Source organism: Shewanella sp. 10N.286.51.B8 (assembly GCF_041469325.1).
Classification (GTDB): Bacteria; Pseudomonadota; Gammaproteobacteria; order Enterobacterales; family Shewanellaceae; genus Shewanella.
In genome coordinates this window covers 55,929-80,172 of the sequence record NZ_JBFRKG010000010.1, presented here as the reverse complement: position 1 = coordinate 80,172, position 24,244 = coordinate 55,929, and the positions used below count along the sequence as shown (strand labels likewise).

Here is a 24,244-nt window from a genome sequence, read left to right as displayed (position 1 = left end):
AAACTATGCGCTTTAACTCTCTTTCTCAAGCAGAAAATTGAACCAATTGGTGTTTAAAATAACTCTGCTGGCATAGCCATTATTGCATCATCACCTTGACTGACTTGAGCAATATGAAAATCTGCTTTTGGCAAAATTTTATCCATATAGAATTTAGCCACATAACGCTTTTGCTCACTAAAGCTGCTGTCATCATGACCAACTGCACGCTCTGCCATGAGTAATGAGTAATAGCCATATAGGATATAACCAAAGGCATCTAAGAAATCTACCGCACTGGCGTTGATTAATGCTGCTTGAGTAAGCTTGTTGTCATTGATGTAGTTTGCTAATGTCAGCAAATTATCAAAGCGTGAACTGATAGCTTTTCTGTCAGCTTCAGAAACATGCTCAAAGCCCGCTAAATCAGCATTGATATCTGCCACAAACGCATTCAAAGTAGCAAGGTTATCACCAGTGACTTTACGGCCTAAGAAATCAATTGCTTGGATACCGTTCGTACCTTCATAAATTTGTGCAATACGGGTATCACGCACAAACTGTTCAATACCAGTTTCACGAATATAACCATGCCCACCAAATACTTGTTGCGCCATGATAGTGGCGTCTAATCCGCGGTCAGTTAGAAACGCTTTTGAAACCGGTGTCAGTAAGCCCACATACTTGGCTGCTTTTGCCTGAACATCACCTTCAGCATGCTTTGCTAAATCCAATTGTTTACCGGTAAATACTGATAACGCACGGCCAGCATCGGTAACCGACTTGATGGTTAATAACATGCGGCGCACATCGCCATGAACAATAATGGGGTCAGCCGCACTGCCTGTTGGCGAACCACCTGCTGCAATACCTTGCACACGTTCTTTAGCATAATCAGCAGCCATCTGATAAGCGCCTTGAGCACTACCAAGGCCTTGGATACCAATAGCTAAACGTTCGTAATTCATCATGGTAAACATGCAAACCAGGCCGCGATCAGGACGTCCAACGAGGAAGCCTTTGGCACCATCATAGTTCATTACACACGTCGCTGATGCTTTTAAGCCCATTTTGTGTTCAATAGAGCCGACCGTCACACCATTAGCCCCACCTAAGCTACCATCATCGTTAACCGTGATTTTTGGTACTAGAAATAATGAAATACCTTTAGAGTTAGGAAGTTTCGCTAACACTAAGTGGATAACGTTTTCAGTAAGATCATGGTCACCACCTGTGATGAAAATTTTGCTACCAGTAATCGAGTAACTACCATCATCTTGTGGTTCGGCTTTGGTGCGAATATTGCGTAAATCAGAACCTGCTTGCGGCTCTGTCATGTCCATGGCACCAGACCACTGACCTGAATACAAGTTAGGTAAATATTTAGCTTTTAATTCATCTGTCGCGTGTGCATTAATACACAGCGCAGCACCAGCAGTTAATGAGCTATACAGGGTAAATGAGTTACATGCGCTGTAATTCATTTCATCAACCAAAACACCTAACATTTTTGGCATTCCCATGCCACCAAAATCAGGTTCGCCACATAAACCTACCCAACCGCCTTCTGAAAACTGCTGGTAAACTTCTTTAAAGCCATCTGGTGTGATGACCTTATCATCTTGGTGCCTAACCCCTTGCTCATCACCACTTCTATTTATAGGATGAATCAAATCACGACTAATCTTGCTTGCTTCATCTAAAATAGCAACAGCAGTGTCCATATCAACCATCTCAGCGATATTTGGCATCGACTGCCAAGTATTCGTCGCATCGAATACGTTTTCTAACAAAAACTGCATGTCCTTTAAAGGGGCTTGGTAAGGGTTCATAGAATGCTCTTAAACAGATAATTAAAACAGTTGTTTCAATTTATACAAAAACCGCACTAAATACAAGATGAATCTAGTATTGTTATTGATTAATTTCTAGTGATAGAACAAACATAAAAGCATATTAAATACTGATAAATAAGTAACTTAGTATAAAGAACGCCTACAAAGAGTACAATTTATAGGCAAAGATTTGGATCTTACAAATAAGCGATTTAATTATTAAGCTTGCGCTCAAAGGCTGCGCCTAATAAAGCAAAATAATCGATCATCGCTGAGAATATTTGCGATCTGTGCTGCGCTGCTGGATACATCAATTGTGTCGCCAAATCCTTTTTTAATGTACCAGAGACTAAGTAATTGTTTTGTATATCACTACAAGCTTCAATCGCCGATTCAAATGCCCGTGCCATCAGTTCTGTGGGCTTAGAAAAATAATAATAGCCTTGCTGCTTATCAAGTTTGATTGCATTAGTGACATACTCACTGGGCTGTTCGCCATCATCAGACAACAACACCACTTTAAACAAAGCAGATAAATTGTCATTAAGCTTATGAGACTTTAATGGTGAATCATTTAGCCACAAGTCACTGGCGCATTGATATTTTTTAAATGAAAACCGGGGTGATACATCAAAAGCCTTATCGACAATATAATGATCAAATGCATGCCAAAACTCATGGGCTAAAGCCCCCGCGCCCGCATTTTTAGCAAGAGCTAACTCGCGAGTTAGCGGAGAATAATGGGCCTGCACACCTTTTTGACCACCACGACCGAATAACAAATTTAGCGTTTTACGAAGGCCAATAAGCTCTGTGGGTACTTGCAGTATTTGCGATAAATCTGCCATTGAATCAAATACTAAATTAGCGGCAAGATCAGATTCTTCTTTGGTTACCCATTTACCCACACTGATATGATTGAGGCCAAAACACTGTTTGATATCAATAAAATTAGCTTGTTCACCAGAGCGGTAATCGGCTCCATTTCGAAAATAGCGGGCTGTTTTTAACAAACATCACCTCAAAATTTATTCTACAGCTATGTAAATATCTGCAATAAAAAATGCCTCTTCATGAGGCATTTATTTCTGTTTTATCCCAAGCATTAGCTTGGGTTAAAAAACCTTACCACATTAAATCATCAGGAATAGCGTAATCAGCATAAGGATCGTTTTCTTCACTGGCCTGTTCAACTTGATTATCAGCAGATTCTTGCCATAAATACCCACACCACTCAGGTACCAACAAGTTAACTCGTTCAGCAAGTTTATGGGGCACAATATAACTTTTGTCTTCAAAACGCACGATACCAACAACACCCGTTTGTAATTGGCCTTGTAGTTTTTCATCCACATAAACAGATAAAATTTTATTCTCAACTGTAAAGTTAAATTTTATCTCGCCGCCTGCAGGTGCTTTAATCGCAAACTTAGTAAATTCAGTGATTAAACCACGTACCTGACCTTTTTCTGACGCTTCAGCAAAGCGCTGCTCGTTTAAGGCTTTGTCCTTCGCTGCTTGTTCAAGTTTTTGCTGGGCAATTTGTTGCTTTAACGCTGCACTGCCATCATCAATTTTCGCTTTCTTTTGTTTACGCTTTTGTGTTTTCACATCGCGCGCTTTTTGCTTACTGGCAAGTCCTGCTTTTAGCAGCTGCTCTTGTAATGCGTTTGCCATTTAAATCACCTATATAAATTGTTCATATTACTGTGGTAAATGTTTTGCTAATGCATCCATTGCAGCGCCTGCGCCACCTAAAGACCAACCGCCATCGACGGGCAAAATGGTGCCTGTGATGTAGCTGGCCATGTCAGAAGCTAAAAATAACGCTGCATTGGCAATATCTTGTTTTTGACCATTGCGCTTTAATGGCACACTGTCTGCTATCATTGATTTTAAAGCTTTACTGGGCGCTAAGCGATCAAAACCTTCTGTCTCTTCGATTGGGCCAGGTACAATCGAGTTTACCCGTATCCCTTCAACGCCCCACTCCATTGCTAAAGTGCGAGTTAACATATCAACGCCGGCTTTAGCAGCGCATACGTGCACTTGCAAAGCCATTGGCACGTAAGCCTGAGGTGCAGAGATTTGTATCACGCTCGCATTGCCTTTAGTCAACAAAGGGTAAGCTTGCTTAATGACTTGAAAGCTACCTAATAAATCAATATCCATCACTGATTTAAAACCATTAACGGAGAGATCTTTTGCCCTTGAAGGGAAATTACCCGCAGCGCCGCTGATGAGTATATCAATAGTGTTATATTGATCAGCGATGCTATTGAAACCAGATGCAACTGCGTCTGAATCTCTGACATCAAAACTGACCCCAATATGCTTACCTTTGGGATTGGTTTGCTGCAGTAAAGCTAGCGCAGTATTGACTTTATCCATGTTACGACTGGCAACAGCCACATTGGCCCCCACTTTAGCAAAAGCACACGCTATACCTAAATTGATACCACTGGTGCCACCTACAACAACGACATTCTTTCCTTGATAATTAAACATTTTATGCTCCTGCATGTGTGTTATTAATCAGTTTAAAAGTTGCGCTGCTATAGGCTAGTGCTGGCGAAAATGTTCGCTATTAACTGCTATTTAAGCGAGTTAACGATTGCCTGTAACGACGCTAATGGATCTGTCGCTTTAGTAATGGGTCTACCGATTACTAAATAATCTGAACCAGCCGCAATTGCTTTTGGTGGCGTCATAACACGGTGCTGATCACCAACATCAGCGCCAACGGGGCGAATGCCGGGAGTGACTAAATTAAACTGAGCCCCAAATGTTTGTTTTAGCATAGTTGCTTCTTGAGCTGAGCACACTACACCATCTAGGCCTGCTTGCTGTGTTAACGCTGCTAGGCGTTTAACATGTTCTGAAGCTGGCACATTGATCCCTAATAGCGCGAGGTCTTCATCACTCATAGAAGTCAGCACTGTCACGGCGATTAATAATGGCGCATCTTTACCATAATTCCCTAATGCCGTTTTAGCAGCTTGCATCATGGCTAAACCGCCGCTTGCATGGACATTGGTCATCCAAACACCGAGATCGGCAGCTGCTGATACCGCTTTAGCCACAGTGTTAGGGATATCATGGAATTTTAAATCCAGAAATAAATCAAAATCACGGTCATGGATATCTTTAACCAGTTGTGGGCCGAATAAAGTAAACATCTCTTTGCCTACTTTTAAACGACACATAGTAGGATCAAGTTTATCGATTAAAGCAAGCGCCTCATTTTTATTGTCATAATCTAAGGCCACTACAATCGGTTTATCTGCCATGTTCACTCCAGTAATATAAAAAATCAGTTATTCGCCATCTAGCCCTTTTACGCGTTTTATACTTCCCCACTCTTTACATGATGGACAATGCCAGTAAAGGCTGTGTGCAGGGAAACCGCATGAGCTACAACGATAACTAGGACGAAATTTAATTTGTTGTTCTACTAACTTTTCAAGCATTGAAAGACTTTGTTTCGCTTGGCCATCTTCAGCTTGCTTGATATGCAATTGCATTAAATGTTGGAAACCTTTCATTGTTGGATGTCGATACAAATGATCGAGCACCATTTTTTCGGCATTTTCACTAAAGCCTTGCTGAATTTTATGCTGAGCTAACGCAATAATTACTGACGCGCTAGCGCCTTCTTGTAAAGCTTGCTGAAGCAAGGTTTGGTAACCTTCAAGATCGTTACTGTCGCGGTAGACTTGCTTAGCAATACCAATGGCATCAGCAAATAACTCTATATCGGCAAGTTTTAACTCGACTAAGCTTTTTTTACATAGGCTTACTTGGTTAGCATCAAGATATATCTTCGCTAGCGTTAACCAGGCACGGCCACATTTATCATCTAATTTAATGGCTTGTTGGAGATATTTGATTTTTTCAGCGTTTCCAGATTCTTCATCAGCGAGTTGACAATAAAAATGAGCGGTTACATGTTTTAAAACTTGCTGGCGTTTGCGACTTAGGCGTTTAGTAATATTAATGGCGTTTTGCCATTCTTTAGTGACTTGATAAATTGATATTAATGCAGTTTCAGCTTCTTCGCTGTGATCATCTTGACTAACAAGATTAATAAAGATTTCTTCAGCTCTATCGTAAAAGCCAGCGGCTAAATAGTCTTTACCTAACTCCATCATGGCAATATCGCGTTGCTCTGTGGTCAGGCTTGGTCTAGCGATGAGGTTTTGATGTATTCTAATGGAGCGGTCTACTTCACCGCGCTTTCTAAATAATGAACCTAAAGATAAATGGGTATCTATGGTTTCATCGTCAACATCTAGCATGGTAATGAACAAATCAACCGCTTTATCTGATTCATTAGACAACAAAAAATTAAGCCCTGTAAAATAATCACGGCTTAGTTTTTTACTTTGTTGTTTTTGATTCTGTCTTATACTTCTTCGACCCATATACCAGCCATAGCCGGCCGCGATAGGTAATAACAGAAAGAGGATTTCAAGCATATTACGCTACAGTATCCTGTGACATTGGTTGAGATTGTTGTTCTAACAGTTGCTCTGTTAATTGGGCAATTTGCTTTTTGTTTTTTCTTAATATGATTTTGAATTTTAAAATATAATAAGCAGCAAATAACCAGCTTATGACAAAACCACTGAAAAAAACAACAGCGAGTACGACGGGTAAACGATACTGACCTTCTGCAATAAAATAACTTACAGTGACAATTTGTTCATTCTTAGCACCAAAAAGTAAAGCTAGGACAAAGAATAAACCAACAATAACAATGGCAATAAATGATTTCACGTGAGTCTCCATTCAACGTCGCAATATAATTGATTATCCAAGATATTTGCTAAAGTAACCAGCTTTGCAGTGCAATAGATACAAAAAAGCCTCCAAAAGGAGGCTTTTTAATCAAGCGTTAATTAAACATTAACCGCATCGACACGTTCACGCAGTTCTTTGCCTGGCTTAAAGTGCGGTACATATTTGCCTTCCAAGTCAACTGAGGTTCCAGTTTTTGGATTACGACCAACACGTGGTGCACGATAATGAAGAGAAAAACTACCAAAGCCACGGATTTCAATACGATCCCCGCCTTCTAATGTTGTTGCCATTTGCTCCAACATTTCTTTAATAGCACTTTCCACTTCTTTAGCCGACAACTGCGACTGCCCAGTGGCAAGCTTTTCGATCAGTTCGGATTTAGTCATCCTTTACCCTCTATAATCAAGCCAAAACAGTCGCCTAATGGGGAGCGAACTCCCCAAACAACAGGCGATATATTACTTACGAGCTGCCTTGAACGCTTCAGCCATTGCATTACTAATAACAGCATCTTCTTGCTTGTTAATAGTTGCCATAGCTTCTTTCTCATCTGCTTCATCTTTCGCTTTGATAGATAAGCTGATAGAACGATTCTTGCGATCTACGCCCATGAACTTAGATTCAACTTTGTCACCTACAGCGAATACTGTAGATGCGTCTTCGATACGCTCGCGAGAGATATCTGCAACGCGAAGGTAACCTTCAACAGTTTCAGCTAGTTCAATTGTAACGCCTTTAGCGTCAACAGCAGTAACTACACCATTTACAATAGTACCTTTCTTCTTATCTGCCAAGTAGGCATTGAAAGGATCGTCTTCAGTTTGCTTAACGCCTAAGCTGATACGCTCGCGCTCAGGGTCAACTGAAAGTACTACTGCATGGATTTCGTCGCCTTTCTTGTACTCAGAAACAGCGTCTTCGCCAGTTCCGTTCCAAGAAATGTCAGAAAGGTGAACAAGACCATCGATGCCACCGTCAAGACCAATGAAGATACCGAAGTCAGTGATAGACTTGATCTTACCAGAAACTTTATCGCCCTTGTTGAAACGAGTAGCGAAATCATCCCATGGATTAGTCTTACATTGCTTAAGACCTAGAGAAATACGACGACGTTCTTCATCGATGTCTAATACTAGAACTTCAACTTCATCACCTAAGTTAACAACTTTAGATGGGTGAATGTTCTTATTAGTCCAATCCATTTCAGAAACGTGAACAAGACCTTCAACGCCTTCTTCGATTTCAACGAAACAACCGTAGTCAGTTAGGTTAGTTACGCGACCAGTTAAGCGTGTGCTTTCTGGGTAGCGCTTGCTGATTTCTAACCATGGATCTTCGCCAAGTTGCTTAAGACCTAGTGATACGCGTGTACGCTCACGGTCATACTTAAGAACTTTAACGTTGATTTCGTCACCAACATTAACGATTTCAGATGGGTGCTTAACGCGCTTCCAAGCCATATCAGTGATATGTAGAAGACCGTCAACGCCACCTAAGTCTACGAATGCACCGTAGTCAGTAAGGTTCTTAACGATACCTTTAACTGCTTGACCTTCTTGAAGGTTCTCAAGAAGAGCATCACGCTCGGCACTGCTTTCTGATTCGATAACAGCACGACGTGAAACAACAACGTTGTTACGCTTCTGGTCAAGTTTGATAACTTTGAATTCTAATTCTTTGTACTCTAGGTGAGCAGTATCGCGAACTGGGCGAACGTCTACTAGAGAACCTGGTAAGAAGGCACGGATACCGTTTAATTCAACAGTGAAACCACCTTTAACTTTACCATTGATGATACCGATTACAGTTTCAGCATCTTCATACGCTTTTTCTAGAACAATCCAAGCTTCGTGACGCTTAGCTTTTTCACGAGATAATTGAGTTTCACCGAAACCGTCTTCAACAGAGTCAAGTGCAACATCAACTTCATCGCCAACAGCGATTTCTAAAACACCTTGAGCGTTTTTGAATTCGTCAGCAGAGATAGGGCTTTCAGACTTAAGACCAGCGTCAACAAGTACAGTACCGTTTTCGATGCGTACTACTACGCCACGTACGATAGAACCAGGACGGAACTCAAGTTCATTTAGGGATTGTTCAAATAGATCAGCAAAAGATTCAGTCATTTTATGATTACTTTCTTTTATAAACCACCATCCATCCTAGATGTGGAGTCAATTAATTGATTTACATCTTCCGTGATATAAATGTTGTTTGATAAATTCTCAGAATTAAGAAATTACCTTAAGTTTTTATTGATGTGTTCAAGCACAAGCTCAAGCACTTCATTAATACCTATGCCACTAGTATCAATAACTAGCGCGTCATCTGCAGGCACTAAAGGTGAGACAGAGCGATTAATATCGCGCTCATCACGCTCAATGATTTCAGATAAAAGGCGATCGATATTAACATCGAAGCCTTTGTCCTGCAACTGTTTATAGCGTCGCTGCGCCCTTTCCTCTGCGGATGCAGTTAGGAATATTTTTGCGGGTGCGTTAGGAAAAACCACTGTTCCCATGTCACGCCCATCGGCGACTAAACCCGGTTCAGTACAAAAAGCGCGTTGTCGTCTCAGTAATGCTTCTCTTACGCGAGGTAAAGCAGCGATTTTAGATGCTGCATTACCACATTCTTGAGTACGAATACTGGTTGAAACGTCTTCACCTTCTAAAATGACTTTTACAAGGTCACTGCCCGCTAAGAACTGCACGTCTAAATGAGAAGCAAGTAAGGTGATCGCCTCTTCATTTTCTAATTCAACATCGTGATGAATGGCTGCAAGGGCTAAAACACGATAGATAGCGCCGCTATCTAGTAAGTGCCATTCAAGTCGCTCAGCGACGAGTTGGCATATGGTCCCTTTTCCTGCACCGCTTGGTCCGTCGATTGTGACTACTGGAGCACGTTCAGACATAAATTCCTCCGAAAAAAACAATCTTCCATGAATATAAAAAGGTTCATCAAAATGAGCGGGCGGCATTGTACAACAATTTACAGCAAAATACTGGAGAAAATTTACGATATTCAATCCAAGATCAAATGACGGCAGTATATTGACTGCCGTCATATTTAAGACTTAAACCAAGCGCTTTACTCACCGATACGTGCAAATTCAGTAAAATAGGCTGGGAAGGTTTTAGAGGTGCAATCTGGATCATTAATGGTAATACCGCAATCAGCAAAAGCCAGCATTGAAAAACACATCGCCATTCGGTGATCGTTGTAAGTGTCAATTGCTGCTGTATTTAAAACAGCTGGTGGCGTAACGGTAATATAGTCATGACCCTCGTCAACGGTTGCACCGACTTTACGTAATTCAGTGGCCATTGCTGCAAGACGATCGGTTTCTTTAATGCGCCAGTTGTAAATGTTTGTGATACGTGTGGTGCCTTCGGCAAATAATGCCGCAGTTGCAATGGTCATTGCCGCATCTGGAATGTGATTCATGTCTAAATCAACCGCGGTTAATTTTGCTTGGCGCGCGATAATAAAATCGTCGCCCCACTCGATGTCTGCGCCCATTTTTTCGAGTACATCAGCAAATTTAACATCGCCTTGAATACTGAGTTTACCGACACCGGTCACTTTGACTTCACCGCCTTGAATTGCGCCAGCAGCAAGAAAGTATGAAGCAGAGGATGCATCGCCTTCAACTAGCACTTTACCTGGGGAAACATATTTCTGACCTGTAGGTATTTCAAAACGGCGGTAGTCATGATTGATCACTTCAACACCAAAACGGGCCATTAGTGCGATAGTGATATCAATATATGGTTTAGACACTAACTCACCTTTAATGGTGATATTAACCGTGTCTTTGGTTAATGGTGCTACCATTAACAAAGCTGTGAGGAACTGACTGGATAAATCCCCCGCTATCTCAACATCACCGCCATTTAAACCATTGGCATTAATCGTCAGCGGTGGAAAACCATCATTTTTAAGATAGCTCACTTCAGCACCGAGTTGACGTAGTGCATCAACAAGATCGCCAATAGGACGCTCTTCCATACGAGGTTCGCCCGTTAAGGTGAACTCGCCACTGCCCAGTGTTAATGCCGCGCATAAAGGCCGCATTGCTGTCCCCGCATTACCTAAAAATAAGCTTTGCGCTTGTTCTGCCGTAATAGGCTTACCTAAGCCTTGTAGCTCACATACGGTGTTATTTTCAGATAATTGGTAATCAACGCCTAATTGCTTTAATGATGCCAACATATAGCGAATATCATCTGAATCAAGCAGATTTGTTAGCGTGGTTCTGCCTTCGGCTAAGGTTGCTAATAACAGCGCTCTATTCGAAATACTCTTAGAGCCAGGAATATTGACAACGCCATTTACTTTTTGGATCGGATCAAGACGCAATTGTTTCATTACAAGTTCTTCTTAAATGTCTTCTCCCTGCTACGGAAGAATAAATGTGTATGGGCTAAAGAGAAAATGACGTCTTTGTCAATTTATCTATACGAATTAGATGGTATAAACTTAATAAATTATTCTTGAATACAAATTTACTGATTGCAGCCAATGATTCAAGGGATAACTGAAATTAAATGACAGTTTTACGCTGAACTTGAATTATTTGCGTAAAAAAAGCGCAACTCGGCCATTTATATGACCCAAACAGCCAACTTCATTAAGCAAATAAATGACTTTTTTGGTAAAAGTGTAAACTTTAAACTAAGTAAAATCTTTATTTTAGGTAGTTTCTAGAAATAGCCATTTCAATCAGTATTTAAACCACGTTATGCTAAACAAAACCCTACTTTTATTTTTAATACTATAAGGTCAATGGCCATGTTTAACGCGTTAACTGCAATGCCTGCAGATCCCATTCTTGGTTTACTTACTCAGTACCGCCAAGACACTCACCCACAGAAGATTGACCTCGGGGTTGGTGTTTACAAAGACCCAATCGGCAATACGCCTATTCTTGATTGTGTAAAGACAGCAGAGCGACTGCGCACTGAGTCTGAAACGACTAAGGTTTATATTGGCCCTACTGGTTCTCCTCAGTTTAATACTTTGATGACAGAACTAGCATTTGGCGAAGCTCACAGTGCATTAATTGCTGACCGTATCCGAACGGTATCAACGCCTGGTGGCACAGGTGCCCTGCGCGTTGCTGCTGAATTTATTAAAAGCTGTAATCCTAATGCCGTGTTATGGGTGAGCGATCCAACCTGGGTTAACCATACTGGCTTATTTGAAGCCGCTGGCATCACTGTAAAAACTTACCCATATTATGATTACGATGCGAAAACTCTAAAATTTGATGAAATGAAAGCGGCATTAAATAAGATCGGTAGTAACGATGTGGTACTACTACATGCATGTTGTCATAACCCAAGCGGCATGGATTTAACCAATGCCCAGTGGGATGAAGTCATCAGCATTACCGCTAAGCAAGGTTTTACCCCATTAATTGATATGGCATATCAAGGGTTTGGTGATGGCGTTGATGAAGATGCTTACGGCGTTCGTCAAATGGCCGCTCAAGTTGAAGAAATGATCTTATGTAGTTCATGTTCTAAAAACTTTGGTTTATACCGTGAACGAATTGGTGCTTGTAGCATTATGGCTAAAGATAGCACTAAGGCGAATATTGCTTTTTCTGTACTCTTGTATGTAGTGCGTTGTATTTACTCAATGCCGCCAGCTCATGGCGCTGCCCTTGTTGAAACCATTTTAGGTGACGCACAATTAAAGCAGCAATGGTTAGATGAGTTAACCGTTATGCGCAACCGCATTAATGGCAATCGACAAATGTTGGTCAACAAATTAATAGAACAAGGGGTTAAACAAGATTTCAGCTTTATTGCTAACCAAAAAGGCATGTTCTCTTTCTTAGGGATTAATGCTGAGCAAGTTGAAACCCTTAAAAAAGAACATAGCATTTATATGGTCGGCTCAAGCCGTATGAGTATTGCGGGTATAAGCGAAACAAATGTTGATTACCTTGCAAAATCAATCGCAATAATTCTTTAACTATCTGGTTGTAAGCCAATAATTGCGTTTAAAAAAGCGAATAATGACTGCTCATTATTCGCTTTTTATTCTGTAGAACTAAAGCTCAACAATGTAACTTGGTATCGCTTTAGCTATGCTGCTTAGCAAAAGCTTGCATAAAGTCAACCAGCGCCTGCACACCCGCTAACGGCATAGCATTGTAAATACTGGCACGCATGCCGCCTACTACTCTATGACCTTTTAAGGCGACCAAGCCTGCTTGCTCAGCTTGGGCTAAAAACTCACTATCTAAGCTACTATCGCTTAATTGGAATGTCACATTCATCCGTGAACGGTTTTGCTTACAAACACCGTTGGTATAAAACGGGTTGTTATCAATACAGTCATACATCATTTGCGCTTTTTGCTGATTTAATGCTTCCATTGCAGCTACGCCGCCTACTGATGTTAACCAGTCAAACACTTCGGCAGCTAAGTACCAGGCGAACGTGGGTGGCGTATTGAACATCGAGTCATTGGCTTGTGCGATACGGTAATCCATAATCGATGACTGCGGCAAACTGGGTAGCTGCAACATATCATCTCTGACAATCACGATAGACAAGCCTGAAGGGCCGATATTTTTTTGAGCGCCAGCGTAAATCAAACCATACTTACTGACATCGATTTTTCGCGACATAATGGTTGAAGACAAATCAACCACGACTGGCCAAGGACACTCAATTTCATCAAAAATTTCGATGCCATCAACGGTTTCATTGGCGCAAAAGTGCAAATAACGATAATCGTCACTATGCGCGCTAAAGTCAGGCAGCACCACCTGATTTAAACCATCGATATTTTCAATGATATTGACTTGATCAATGTTGTTTTCACCAACCAGTTTTATCGCTTCTTTTACCGCAGCCGTTGACCATTGGCCATTAACTAAATACAAGGCTTTACCGTTGTCACCTAAGAAATTATTAACAACATTGGTAAATTGACCTCGTCCGCCGCCATGCATAAACAAAACGTGATAGTTTTTTGGAATATCCATCAAGGTACGTAAGGTTTTCTCGGCATGTTGGGTTAACGCCATAAACTCTTTACTACGATGACTAATTTCCATTACGGACACACCCAAGCCATTCCAGTTAATTAATTCTTGCTGCGCTTTTTGCATCACAGCTTGAGGTAACATGGCAGGTCCAGCACAGAAATTATAAATAGCGCTCACAGCATTGTCCTTATATCGTTTTTAGTTAACACATTCATAATGTATCGAATTCTCAGCAGTATATCGCAACTGTTTGGCAGCTAAAATGAAAATTAATCATCAATGCTCATTCTGTCGAGCTTTATTGCTAGTTAATGACAATAAACGACAACGCTATTTTAAAAACTAAGTGCTATTTATCACTAGTAAAGTGAGAAAAATTACACAACAATAGTCATACTAAAGCATTAGGTTATAGTCTCTTTGGAGATTGGCCTTGTGTCAGTGTTAACTAGAATAATAAATACCGTAACGCGGTCATGGATATTTACATGTTTTCAAAATCGGCTTTTATCGTAGGCACGCTTTCTTTAGCAATAAGCACTGTCCTTGTCAGTAAGCCAACACATGCTTCAATTTATAACGGCGTATCTGATAAATTTAAGCAAAAATTTCATCAGCAACTTAAAAAGAACAAAGTCCCGGGCGGTGCGTTTGTTATTGTCGAAGGCGACAAGATTCTAAAGCTCAGTTATTACGGTAAACGCAGCAAAGGTAGCGCTTTAAATGTAAATGCCAATACGGTGTTTCGACTTGCATCTGTATCTAAAACCTTTGCAGGTACTCTGGCCAGTATGTTAGTCCAGGAAAATAAACTTGACTGGCAACAACCGATAAATGCTTATCTTCCAAGCTTTGTATTAGCTGATCCTAAAGCCAGTCAGAAAATTAACCTAGGCCATATTATCGGTCAAAGCACAGGCTTAATGCCAAATAGCTACGATAACTTAGTCAATGCCAATGTAAGCAAGGATAAAATTCTAAATAAGTTTTCAGAAATAACCCCAATGTGCAGGCCTGGCGTTTGCTATAGCTACCAGAATGTAGCCTTTTCATTTATCGAATCTGCCATTGAGCAAAAAAGTGGCCTAAGCTACGAGAACTACATTGAAAAACGCATCTTTAAGCCACTAGAGATGAATAACGCCTCAACAGGCTATACAGCATTTATGGCGGAAAAAAATCGCGCAGAGCCACACATTAAGACTAAATCAGGCTTTAAAAAAGTATCAGTAAAACCAAACTACTATGAACTGGCTCCAGCGGCAGGCGTCAATGCGAGCATTACTGATATGTCCAAGTGGTTAATCGCCAACTTAGGCGAGAAACCTGCTGTACTTTCAAGCGCTGTGATTAATGATGTGACGACGCCAGGCGTTAAAACAACCAAGGAGCTTCGCCGCCGAGATTGGCGTACCTACCTTGATAATGCTTATTACGGCAAAGGATGGCGGGTATATGAGTTTGAAGGCCGGCCATTAATTTATCACGCTGGTTGGGTAGCGGGTTATGTTGCTGAAATTTCCTATTCTCCCGAGCTGAATATCGGCATGGTAATGCTATTGAATGGTGAGTCGAGAGTTATTGCTAAATTGAGTTCTGCTTTTTGGCATGATGTATTTAAACAGCAAAACTAATTCGGACGTCATTATCATCTATAAATGACAAGCAATAAAAAAGGATGCCAATTGGCATCCTTTTTTGTCACTAGAATAACTTATTCGTCATCTTGTGCAGGTGTATCTGTTGCAGGGTTTTCAGCATCAGAAGTAGTTGCAACTACTTCGCCTTCTACTGTTTGACCTTCTGCTTCAGCATCAAGTTCAGATTCATCCATTTGAATTTCTTCGATACGCTGCAAGCCAACGACTTTCTCATCTTCTGCAGTGCGGATAATCGTTACGCCTTGGGTGTTACGACCAATCAACGACACGCCAGCAGATGGTGTACGAACCAAGGTGCCTTTATCACTAATTAGCATAATTTCGTCAGTTTCAGTAACTTGAACTGCGCCTACTACAGCACCATTACGTTCACTTACTTTGATTGAAACCACACCTTTAGTGCCACGGCTCTTAGCTGGATATTCAGCTAAATCAGTACGTTTACCATAACCGTTTTCAGTGACAGTTAGAATATCACCTTCTACTTTCGGAATGATCATCGAAACAACTTTCTGACCATCTTCAAGTTTGATACCACGAACACCTGTTGCTGTACGGCCCATTGGACGAATCGCAATCATGTCTTCACCAGTTTCAGGATCTTTCTTCACTTCACCGGTTTCTGAATCACGTACTTTTTCGTTAAAGCGAACCACTTTACCTTCGTTTGAGAACAACATGATGTCGTTGCTACCGTCAGTAATATCAACACCAATTAGTTGATCGTCGTCTTTAAGGTTAACGGCAATAATACCGTTCGCACGTGGGTTACTGTAAGCCGTTAATGCGGTTTTCTTCACGGTGCCGTGAGCGGTAGCCATAACAATATATTTGTCATCTGCATATTCACGAACAGGTAGAATTGCAGTAATACGCTCACCATCTGACAATGGTAATAAGTTAATGATTGGGCGACCACGAGCGGTACGGCTTGCCAGTGGTAGTTGATAAACTTTCAACCAATACATTTTACCAAAATCAGAGAAACATAAAATCGTATCATGGGTATTGGCAACTAATAGTTTTTCGACGAAATCTTCATCTTTTACTTTAGTAGCAGCTTTACCTTTACCACCGCGGCGCTGAGCTTGATAGTCAGTTAACGGTTGGTACTTGGCGTAACCCATATGAGAAAGTGTTACGACTACATCTTCTTCATTGATTAAGTCTTCTAGACTCATATCAACTTCGTTTTGGTTAATAACAGTACGACGTGGGTCGCCGTATTGCTCAAGCATTTCTTCTAATTCTTCTTTGATCACTTCCATCAAGCGCTCAGGACTACGAAGAATGAATAATAAGCTTGCAATGAACTCAAGTAACTCTTCGTATTCTGAAAGAATCTTCTCGTGCTCTAAACCTGTTAGGCGATGTAAACGTAGCTCAAGAATAGCTTGTGCTTGTTGCTCAGTCAGGAAGTACTTGCCTTCACGGATACCATACTCTGGCTCTAACCATTCAGGTCGAGCAGCATCATCACCGGCTTTTTCAAGCATGCCTTGAACGTTACCAAGATCCCAACCTTGTGCCACTAATTTTACTTTCGCTTCCGCAGGGGTTGGCGATTCTTTAATTAGTGCAATGATTGGATCGATGTTAGCTAATGCAATAGCCAATGCTTCAAGAATATGAGCACGTTCACGGGCTTTACGTAATTCAAATACAGTACGGCGCGTCACCACTTCACGACGGTGAAGAATGAAGCACTCTAGCATTTCTTTCAGGTTAAACAGTTTAGGCTGACCATTGGTCAATGCCACCATGTTAATACCAAAAGAACATTGCATTTGAGTTTGCGCATATAAGTTGTTTAAAACAACTTCACCGACTTCGCCACGTTTGATCTCGATAACGATGCGCATACCGTCTTTATCAGATTCATCACGTAGACCAGTAATACCTTCAATCTTTTTATCTTTAACAAGCTCAGCAATCTTTTCGATCAAGCGGGCTTTGTTAACCTGATATGGGATTTCAGTAACAATAATACGCTCACGGCCATTATTGTCTTCAATTTCAGCTTTTGAGCGCATAATCGCACGGCCACGACCGGTCTTATACGCGTCAATGATCCCTTTACGACCATTAATGCTGGCTGCTGTCGGGAAATCAGGACCTGGGATGTAATCCATTAATTGCTCAATAGATAACTCAGGTTCTTCAATTAATGCTAAACAGCCTTTAATCACTTCTGAAATGTTATGTGGCGGGATATTTGTTGCCATACCAACCGCAATACCAGACGAACCATTAATTAATAATGTTGGTACACGAGTAGGTAAAACCGCTGGGATAAATTCAGTACCATCATAGTTAGGTACAAAATCTACGGTTTCTTTTTCTAAGTCAGCTAATAAAGAATGTGCCAACTTACGCATACGAATTTCGGTATAACGCATCGCCGCTGCTGAATCGCCATCAACAGAACCAAAGTTACCTTGGCCGTCAACGAGCGTGTAACGCATTGAGAATGGTTGTGCCATACGAACAATCGTATCGTACACGGCCGTGTCACCATGTGGGTGATATTTACCAATTACGTCACCAACAACACGAGCTGATTTTTTATAAGGCTTATTGAAGTCGTTTTTCAACTCGTTCATGGCAAATAACACACGACGGTGAACAGGTTTTAACCCATCACGAACGTCAGGTAATGCACGACCTACGATTACACTCATTGCATAATCTAAATATGAATTCTTTAGTTCGTCTTCGATGTTAATTGGCGAAATTGATGATGCCAGATCAGTCATAAACTGCTCGTTCCCCTAAAATTAGCGCACAATAATTATTCCATTTTATTGTGTAGCTCAAAAACGTGATTTGGCATTCTAACACAGATATTTAAAGAGGCTAGACCCTAGAACAAGGAAATATTAACGCGAGGATAAAAGCTGTCAAAAAATCTTTAAATTCAACTATCTCTATTACATTATTTGCGTATTTCATTTTGATAAATTGCCCCATAAAATACTGATGTCGTTTTTATGGGCAGACATTGAGCAATATTCCGTCAACCAAAGTGAAATCTTGCTTCATCTCACTATGTTTATTCAATCCAATGGTTATAATACCTGCAATAAATACTAATAATTAATGGGTTCTCGACATGTCTAACCAAGAACAAACCACGCCGCAAAATGTAGATCATCAAGAAATAGAAAAATTTGCCCAAATGGCCCAGTCTTGGTGGGATCCTAATGGCAGTTTCAAGCCTTTGCATCAACTTAACCCATTACGCCTTAATTATATCGATCAAACCAGTGGTGGTATTTTTGGTAAGCAAGTATTAGATATCGGTTGTGGTGGTGGTATTTTGTCAGAAAGCATGGCTAAAATTGGTGCCAATGTAACAGGTTTAGACATGGGTGAAGCGCAAATTGAAGTGGCTAAACTGCATGCATTAGAAACTGGCATCGATATCCAATATCAAACCATGACCGCAGAAGAACATGCACAGCAACATCAAGGCTATTATGATGTGGTCACATGCATGGAGATGTTAGAGCACGTCCCTGACCCATTATCAGTGATTAAAGCATGCTGCGATATGATTAAACCTAACGGTTATGTGTTCTTTTCAACCATTAACCGTAACCTGATGTCATATATTCAAGCAATTGTTGGCGCTGAATATGTTTTAAAGATGCTGCCAGTTGGCACGCATGACCACAGTAAGTTCATTAAACCGTCTGAGTTAATCAATTTGGTTGACCAAACAGAGCTTCATTGCCGTGATGCTCTTGGGATAAGCTTTAATCCTTTAACGGGTGTATATAAGTACACGAATAAAGTTGACGTTAATTATATGATCGCCACCCAAAAAGCTGATTAGTATCACATCGTCATCTTTAATAGCCAGCCATAAATAGTAGAACAATATTAAAGTAGTAATACTGCAGTGAATCAATGACATTACTACTTTAATCCTTCACTTAATTCATAATCGGATTAAGTAATCGCTAATAACTTCAGCACGCTTAGGATAACTATGAACAAGATTAAAGGTGTACTCTTTGATTTAGACGGTACATTAGCTGATACAGCCCCAGATCTTGTCCATGCATTAAATTTAAGTTTGCAAGAGCGCGGTATCGCTAGTAAAAGTATTGATAACTTACGCTCTGCTGCCTCCCATGGTAGTTTGGCGCTTGTAAAAGCCGGTATACCTGAGCTTTCCCATGAGTTACAAATCGAAGTTCAGCAAGCTTTGTTAGTGCATTACCAACGGGTCAATGGTGAAAAAGCATCATTATTTAGCGGTTTTGATGATTTTCTGTTGTTATTAGAGCAACGTGACATCCCTTATGGTGTTGTTACTAATAAACAAGCCCGTTTTACTCGGCCATTGGTTAAGGCCTTAAACATCGAGCACAAACTCACTGCGATTATCAGTGGTGACTCCACCCAGCACTCCAAACCACATACCGCGCCAATGTTACTTGCTGCCCAGCAAATTAATTGCCTGCCACAGGACATCCTATATATAGGTGATGCTGAAAGGGATTTAATTGCCGCCCGTAATGCTGGGATGAAAGGCGCTATCGCATTATGGGGTTATTTGTCAGAGCAAGATAAACCCAATGAATGGCCGAGTGATTTTCAGTTCAGCAAGGTTGCCGACTTACATCAGGCTTTCCTTAACAAATCTTAAATATAAATAGCAAATAATTTTGTTAACAAAACAATCGATCGCCGAATATTGTAGCGATCGAGCTCACGTTTTTTTTCGGCTAAATATTAATCTTAACCAACAAAATATCGTGTATTTTGACCTAGCAGGTTAGCCTTCACTAACATTGGCCACTATACATAAGATATCCACAACTTATTCACTAAATTGCTGCTTGCAAATCGCCCCAAACCTCACTATCTTGTATGTAAGTTTTAATTAAACACCATATCTTGTGTGTGACATCAGAACAAGACACAAGGCTTTTTCTGCTTTGGGTCTTCAAATAACACTCGTATTTCTTGGATATATTACGTTGTTAGTGCTTATGGATGATCAACTTACAAGGGAACGTATTGTGATTTAATGGCGATCGTAAACGAGACGATTAAAAAAGATCCAAAATTTAAATCACGCAAACTATTTTACAATCAAGGCTTTTTTAATGAACAGCAATATGACAGTCACAAAACGCAGTGGCGAACGCGAAACAATCGATTTAGACAAAATTCATCGCGTTATCGAGTGGGCAGCTAAAGGATTGAAAAACGTTTCAGTCTCAGAAGTTGAATTACGTTCTCATCTACAATTCTTTGACGGTATTCCAACTGAAGCAATCCACGAAACCATTATTAAAGCAGCAGCAGACTTAATCTCACCAGAAGCGCCTGATTATCAATTCCTCGCTGCAAGACTTGCTGTTTTTCATTTACGTAAAAAAGCTTTTGGCCAATTTGAGCCACCGAAGTTAGTTGATCAAGTCACTCGCTTGGTTGAACTTGGCAAATACGATAAGCATATTTTAGAAGATTACACGTCAGAAGAATTAACCATTTTAGATGGTTATATTGACCACTGGCGCGATATGAACTTTTCTTATGCTGCAGTTAAACAGCTTGAAGGCAAATACCTAGTTCAAAACCGCGTCACTAACGAAATTTATGAAAGTGCTCAGTTCCTGTATATTTTAGTGGCAGCTTGTTTATTTGCGCGTTACCCAAAAGACACCCGTTTAGATTACATCAAACGTTTTTATGACGCGGCTTCAACATTTAAGATTTCTTTACCAACCCCAATCATGGCAGGTGTACGTACTCCGACACGTCAATTTAGCTCATGTGTTTTAATTGAATGTGACGACAGCCTTGACTCTATCAATGCGACCGCATCTTCAATTGTAAAATACGTTAGTCAACGCGCAGGTATTGGGATCAATGCCGGTCGTATCCGTGCATTAGGTAGCCCTATTCGCGGTGGTGAAGCATTCCATACCGGTTGCTTACCATTTTACAAATACTTTCAAACAGCGGTTAAATCGTGCTCTCAAGGCGGCGTACGTGGTGGTGCAGCTACCCTATTCTACCCGTTATGGCATTTAGAAGTTGAATCGTTACTGGTACTTAAAAATAACCGTGGTGTTGAAGACAACCGTGTTCGCCATCTTGATTACGGTGTACAGCTAAACAAATTGATGTACCAACGTTTAATCAAAGGTCAAAACATCAGCCTATTCAGCCCATCTGATGTGCCAGGTTTATACGACGCTTTCTTCGCTGATCAAGACGAATTTGAACGTCTATACCTTCAGTATGAAGCTGACTTAAGCATTCGTCGTAAAGAGATTAAAGCAGTTGAATTATTTTCATTGATGATGCAAGAGCGTGCATCAACAGGCCGAATCTACATTCAAAATGTTGATCACTGCAATACTCACAGCCCATTTGATCCGCAAGTTGCGCCAATTAAGCAATCAAACCTTTGTTTAGAAATCGCCTTGCCAACTAAACCGTTGAAGAATATTGATGATCCAAATGGTGAGATTGCCCTTTGTACATTATCAGCATTAAACCTTGGTGCTATCAAAGATTTATCAGAGCTAGAACCATTAGCTGACTTAGCAGTACGTGCATTAGATAACTTGCTTGATTATCAAGATTACCCAATCATTTCAGCGCAACTTGGTTCTATGAATCGTCGTACTCTAGGCATAGGTGTGATTAACTTCGCTAATTACCTTGCTAAGAATGGCATGAAATATTCTGATGGCTCAGGTAATAACTTGACCCATAAAACCTTTGAAGCAATTCAATTTTACTTATTGAAAGCATCAAACAATTTAGCAAAAGAGCAAGGCGCATGTCCTTTGTTCAATGAAACAACGTACGCTCAAGGTATTTTACCCATTGATACCTATAAACGTGACTTGGATAAAATTTGTGACGAGCCATTACACATGGATTGGGAAGGTTTACGTGCCGATATTAAACAGCACGGCCTGCGTAACTCCACTCTTTCGGCATTAATGCCGTCTGAAACATCATCGCAAATTTCTAATGCAACCAATGGCATTGAACCACCACGTGGCCTGATCAGTGTTAAAGCCAGTAAAGATGGTCAATTAAAGCAAGTTGTACCTGACTTTGATGAACTTAAAGATAAGTATGAATTACTTTGGAATATGCCAAATAATGAGGGTTACTTACAGTTAGTCGCTTTGATGCAGAAGTTTGTGGACCAAGCAATCTCATCAAATACCAATTACGACCCGACACGATTTGATAATCAAAAAGTGCCTATGCAAACCTTACTGAAAGATTTGCTCACCGCTTATAAGCTTGGGGTTAAGACCCTTTACTATCACAACACCCGTGATGGTGCATCGGATCAGTTTGATGACATCACTGTCGTTGAAAAAGAAGACGATGGTTGTGCAAGCGGCGCTTGTAAGATTTAATCACTAATTAGCATATCAACGCGGGGAGTTTTCCCCGCTTTTTTGGGATATAAAAATGGCTTACTCTACTTTCTGTCAAACTCCGAACAACCCAATGTATGAACCTATGTTCATGGGACAACCCGTTAACGTTGCACGTTACGATCAACAAAAATATGAAGTGTTCGAAAAGTTAATTGAAAAACAATTATCCTTTTTCTGGCGTCCGGAAGAAGTAGATGTAAGTAAAGATAAAATCGATTATCAAAGTTTACCTGAGCATGAAAAGCATATTTTTATCTCAAACCTCAAATACCAAACCTTACTTGATTCAATTCAAGGCCGCTCACCAAACGTAGCATTATTGCCATTAGTGTCGTTACCTGAGCTTGAAACTTGGATTGAAACTTGGTCTTTCTCTGAAACTATTCACTCTCGTTCATATACCCATATTATTCGTAATATTGTTAATGATCCTTCAGTAGTTTTTGATGACATCGTCGTCAACCAAGAAATCTTAAAACGGGCCGGTGATATCGCTCAATATTATGATGACTTGATTGAATTAACCCAAGTGATGAATCTACACGGACAAGGCACGCACCTCATCAACGGTAAAGAAATTACCGTTAATAGCCGTATTCTTAAAAAATCATTGTATTTATGCATGATGTCAGTCAACGCATTAGAAGCAATTCGTTTTTATGTTAGCTTTGCATGTTCATTTGCTTTTGCTGAACGTAACTTAATGGAAGGCAATGCAAAAATTATTCGTTTGATTGCCCGTGATGAAGCATTACACCTTAATAGTACTCAGCATATTTTAAATATTATGCAAGGTGGAAAAGACGATCCTGAAATGGGTGAAATTGCGGCTGAATGTGAGCAAGAAGCCTATGACATCTTTTATAAAGCTGCAGAACAAGAAAAGCAGTGGGCACAGTACTTATTTAAAGACGGTTCAATGATTGGCTTAAATGAACAGATTTTATGTCAGTACGTTGAATATATTACTAACCAGCGCATGAAAGCGGTTAATTTAAAACAGCCTTATGCTGAGCAAACTAATCCACTTCCTTGGATGAAAAACTGGCTTGAAAGTGATGCGGTACAAGTTGCCCCACAAGAAGTAGAAGTCTCTTCTTACTTAGTAGGACAAATTGATTCAGCTGTTGATAGCGATGAGTTTTTAGATTTTGACCTATAATAGACATTTAAAAAAAGCCCCCATTGTTAGCTTAAATGGGGAACCTGTGTTGCTGTTTAATCAACAGCAACACACGCTTTTAGAAGTATTAGAAATAAAAAAAGTCAACGTCTTCTCTGAATGTCGACGTGGTTTTTGTGGTGCCTGTAAAACCAAAATCATTAGTGGTAAGGTGAGCTATATCACTGAGCCACTTGTTGAGTTAGAAGCTGATGAATGCCTGCCATGTTGCTGCGTACCCGATAGCAATATTGATTTAGATCTCACCACAGATGAACCCAGTAATATTTACGTTCAACAACGCAGACATTTATTAGTGACTGAGTAATATCACTAATTAACGCTAAGTCATGACCTGA

At 40.4% G+C, this 24,244-nt stretch carries 20 protein-coding genes; 7 read left to right on the top strand and 13 right to left on the bottom strand.

The window, feature by feature from the left end; genetic code table 11:
- Positions 1 to 53: 53 nt before the first annotated feature.
- The 11 genes from AB4160_RS05995 to aroA form a co-directional block, all read right to left on the bottom strand.
- The gene (locus AB4160_RS05995; protein WP_303412717.1) at positions 54 to 1,811 is read right to left on the bottom strand and encodes an acyl-CoA dehydrogenase C-terminal domain-containing protein; all 1,758 of its coding nucleotides are present in this window, start codon (positions 1,809 to 1,811) and stop codon (positions 54 to 56) included.
- 215 nt (positions 1,812 to 2,026) lie between these two features.
- On the bottom strand, positions 2,027 to 2,827 hold the full coding sequence (locus tag AB4160_RS05990; protein ID WP_372003882.1) for a CLCA_X family protein: 801 nt from the start codon (positions 2,825 to 2,827) through the stop codon (positions 2,027 to 2,029).
- A gap of 112 nt (positions 2,828 to 2,939) precedes the next feature.
- Complete coding sequence (locus AB4160_RS05985; RefSeq protein ID WP_102439829.1) at positions 2,940 to 3,491, bottom strand: DUF2058 domain-containing protein; 552 nt, start codon at positions 3,489 to 3,491, stop codon at positions 2,940 to 2,942.
- A gap of 27 nt (positions 3,492 to 3,518) precedes the next feature.
- Positions 3,519 to 4,322 carry an SDR family oxidoreductase gene (locus AB4160_RS05980; protein ID WP_102439828.1) on the bottom strand — a complete coding sequence of 268 codons (804 nt, stop codon included), beginning with the start codon at positions 4,320 to 4,322 and terminating at the stop codon, positions 3,519 to 3,521.
- Between the two features lie 86 nt (positions 4,323 to 4,408).
- A complete protein-coding gene (gene pyrF / locus AB4160_RS05975; protein ID WP_372003880.1) occupies positions 4,409 to 5,104 on the bottom strand; it encodes an orotidine-5'-phosphate decarboxylase in 696 nt (231 codons plus the stop codon).
- Positions 5,105 to 5,131: 27 nt separating this feature from the next.
- Complete coding sequence (lapB, locus tag AB4160_RS05970) at positions 5,132 to 6,292, bottom strand: lipopolysaccharide assembly protein LapB (RefSeq protein WP_102476829.1); 1,161 nt, start codon at positions 6,290 to 6,292, stop codon at positions 5,132 to 5,134.
- 1 nt (position 6,293) lies between these two features.
- Positions 6,294 to 6,593, bottom strand: a complete 300-nt coding sequence (locus AB4160_RS05965) for a LapA family protein (RefSeq protein WP_102439825.1) — start codon at positions 6,591 to 6,593, stop codon at positions 6,294 to 6,296.
- 122 nt (positions 6,594 to 6,715) lie between these two features.
- A complete protein-coding gene (ihfB, locus tag AB4160_RS05960; protein ID WP_076536501.1) occupies positions 6,716 to 7,003 on the bottom strand; it encodes an integration host factor subunit beta in 288 nt (95 codons plus the stop codon).
- A 72-nt stretch (positions 7,004 to 7,075) separates the two neighbouring features.
- Positions 7,076 to 8,764, bottom strand: coding sequence for a 30S ribosomal protein S1 (gene rpsA / locus AB4160_RS05955; protein WP_277869102.1), 1,689 nt, complete (start codon positions 8,762 to 8,764; stop codon positions 7,076 to 7,078).
- Between the two features lie 92 nt (positions 8,765 to 8,856).
- The gene (gene cmk / locus AB4160_RS05950) at positions 8,857 to 9,534 is read right to left on the bottom strand and encodes a (d)CMP kinase (RefSeq protein WP_102439823.1); all 678 of its coding nucleotides are present in this window, start codon (positions 9,532 to 9,534) and stop codon (positions 8,857 to 8,859) included.
- A 176-nt stretch (positions 9,535 to 9,710) separates the two neighbouring features.
- Positions 9,711 to 10,991: a 3-phosphoshikimate 1-carboxyvinyltransferase gene (gene aroA, locus AB4160_RS05945; RefSeq protein WP_102439822.1), complete on the bottom strand. Its 1,281-nt coding sequence runs from the start codon at positions 10,989 to 10,991 to the stop codon at positions 9,711 to 9,713.
- A 423-nt stretch (positions 10,992 to 11,414) separates the two neighbouring features.
- Between aroA and AB4160_RS05940 the strand changes: the two genes are divergently transcribed.
- Positions 11,415 to 12,605: an amino acid aminotransferase gene (locus tag AB4160_RS05940; protein ID WP_372003878.1), complete on the top strand. Its 1,191-nt coding sequence runs from the start codon at positions 11,415 to 11,417 to the stop codon at positions 12,603 to 12,605.
- 109 nt (positions 12,606 to 12,714) lie between these two features.
- Here AB4160_RS05940 and serC read toward each other — a convergent pair whose 3' ends face one another.
- Positions 12,715 to 13,806 (bottom strand): 3-phosphoserine/phosphohydroxythreonine transaminase, encoded by a 1,092-nt coding sequence (gene serC, locus AB4160_RS05935; RefSeq protein WP_372003876.1) that lies wholly within the window; start codon positions 13,804 to 13,806, stop codon positions 12,715 to 12,717.
- Positions 13,807 to 14,117: 311 nt separating this feature from the next.
- Here serC and AB4160_RS05930 point away from each other — a divergent pair, with 311 nt between their 5' ends.
- Positions 14,118 to 15,263, top strand: coding sequence for a serine hydrolase (locus AB4160_RS05930; protein WP_102476835.1), 1,146 nt, complete (start codon positions 14,118 to 14,120; stop codon positions 15,261 to 15,263).
- 80 nt (positions 15,264 to 15,343) lie between these two features.
- Here the strand turns inward: AB4160_RS05930 and gyrA are convergent, their stop codons facing one another.
- The gene (gene gyrA, locus AB4160_RS05925) at positions 15,344 to 18,046 is read right to left on the bottom strand and encodes a DNA gyrase subunit A (protein WP_102439818.1); all 2,703 of its coding nucleotides are present in this window, start codon (positions 18,044 to 18,046) and stop codon (positions 15,344 to 15,346) included.
- A gap of 356 nt (positions 18,047 to 18,402) precedes the next feature.
- Here gyrA and ubiG point away from each other — a divergent pair, with 356 nt between their 5' ends.
- From ubiG to yfaE, 5 genes are all read left to right on the top strand, one after another.
- On the top strand, positions 18,403 to 19,128 hold the full coding sequence (gene ubiG / locus AB4160_RS05920) for a bifunctional 2-polyprenyl-6-hydroxyphenol methylase/3-demethylubiquinol 3-O-methyltransferase UbiG (protein ID WP_102439817.1): 726 nt from the start codon (positions 18,403 to 18,405) through the stop codon (positions 19,126 to 19,128).
- Between the two features lie 150 nt (positions 19,129 to 19,278).
- Positions 19,279 to 19,947 carry an HAD family hydrolase gene (locus AB4160_RS05915; RefSeq protein WP_102476836.1) on the top strand — a complete coding sequence of 223 codons (669 nt, stop codon included), beginning with the start codon at positions 19,279 to 19,281 and terminating at the stop codon, positions 19,945 to 19,947.
- 463 nt (positions 19,948 to 20,410) lie between these two features.
- Positions 20,411 to 22,699, top strand: coding sequence for a class 1a ribonucleoside-diphosphate reductase subunit alpha (gene nrdA, locus AB4160_RS05910; protein WP_102476837.1), 2,289 nt, complete (start codon positions 20,411 to 20,413; stop codon positions 22,697 to 22,699).
- A gap of 55 nt (positions 22,700 to 22,754) precedes the next feature.
- Entirely contained in the window at positions 22,755 to 23,885 is a 1,131-nt protein-coding gene (nrdB, locus tag AB4160_RS05905; RefSeq protein WP_102439814.1) for a class Ia ribonucleoside-diphosphate reductase subunit beta, read from the top strand.
- Positions 23,875 to 24,213, top strand: a complete 339-nt coding sequence (yfaE, locus tag AB4160_RS05900; RefSeq protein WP_102476838.1) for a class I ribonucleotide reductase maintenance protein YfaE — start codon at positions 23,875 to 23,877, stop codon at positions 24,211 to 24,213. Before nrdB ends, yfaE begins: the two co-directional genes overlap by 11 nt.
- Positions 24,214 to 24,244 lie beyond the last annotated feature (31 nt).

What these genes read in the sequence shown, in the direction of transcription:
- AB4160_RS05995 (WP_303412717.1), bottom strand. Translation starts at nt 1,811, where the DNA reads ATGAACCCTTACCAAGCCCCTTTAAAGGACATGCAGTTTTTGTTAGAA.
- AB4160_RS05985 (WP_102439829.1), bottom strand. Translation starts at nt 3,491, where the DNA reads ATGGCAAACGCATTACAAGAGCAGCTGCTAAAAGCAGGACTTGCCAGT.
- AB4160_RS05980 (WP_102439828.1), bottom strand. Translation starts at nt 4,322, where the DNA reads ATGTTTAATTATCAAGGAAAGAATGTCGTTGTTGTAGGTGGCACCAGT.
- pyrF (WP_372003880.1), bottom strand. Translation starts at nt 5,104, where the DNA reads ATGGCAGATAAACCGATTGTAGTGGCCTTAGATTATGACAATAAAAAT.
- lapB (WP_102476829.1), bottom strand. Translation starts at nt 6,292, where the DNA reads ATGCTTGAAATCCTCTTTCTGTTATTACCTATCGCGGCCGGCTATGGC.
- ihfB (WP_076536501.1), bottom strand. Translation starts at nt 7,003, where the DNA reads ATGACTAAATCCGAACTGATCGAAAAGCTTGCCACTGGGCAGTCGCAG.
- cmk (WP_102439823.1), bottom strand. Translation starts at nt 9,534, where the DNA reads ATGTCTGAACGTGCTCCAGTAGTCACAATCGACGGACCAAGCGGTGCA.
- aroA (WP_102439822.1), bottom strand. Translation starts at nt 10,991, where the DNA reads ATGAAACAATTGCGTCTTGATCCGATCCAAAAAGTAAATGGCGTTGTC.
- AB4160_RS05940 (WP_372003878.1), top strand. Translation starts at nt 11,415, where the DNA reads ATGTTTAACGCGTTAACTGCAATGCCTGCAGATCCCATTCTTGGTTTA.
- AB4160_RS05930 (WP_102476835.1), top strand. Translation starts at nt 14,118, where the DNA reads ATGTTTTCAAAATCGGCTTTTATCGTAGGCACGCTTTCTTTAGCAATA.
- gyrA (WP_102439818.1), bottom strand. Translation starts at nt 18,046, where the DNA reads ATGACTGATCTGGCATCATCAATTTCGCCAATTAACATCGAAGACGAA.
- ubiG (WP_102439817.1), top strand. Translation starts at nt 18,403, where the DNA reads ATGTCTAACCAAGAACAAACCACGCCGCAAAATGTAGATCATCAAGAA.
- nrdA (WP_102476837.1), top strand. Translation starts at nt 20,411, where the DNA reads ATGAACAGCAATATGACAGTCACAAAACGCAGTGGCGAACGCGAAACA.
- nrdB (WP_102439814.1), top strand. Translation starts at nt 22,755, where the DNA reads ATGGCTTACTCTACTTTCTGTCAAACTCCGAACAACCCAATGTATGAA.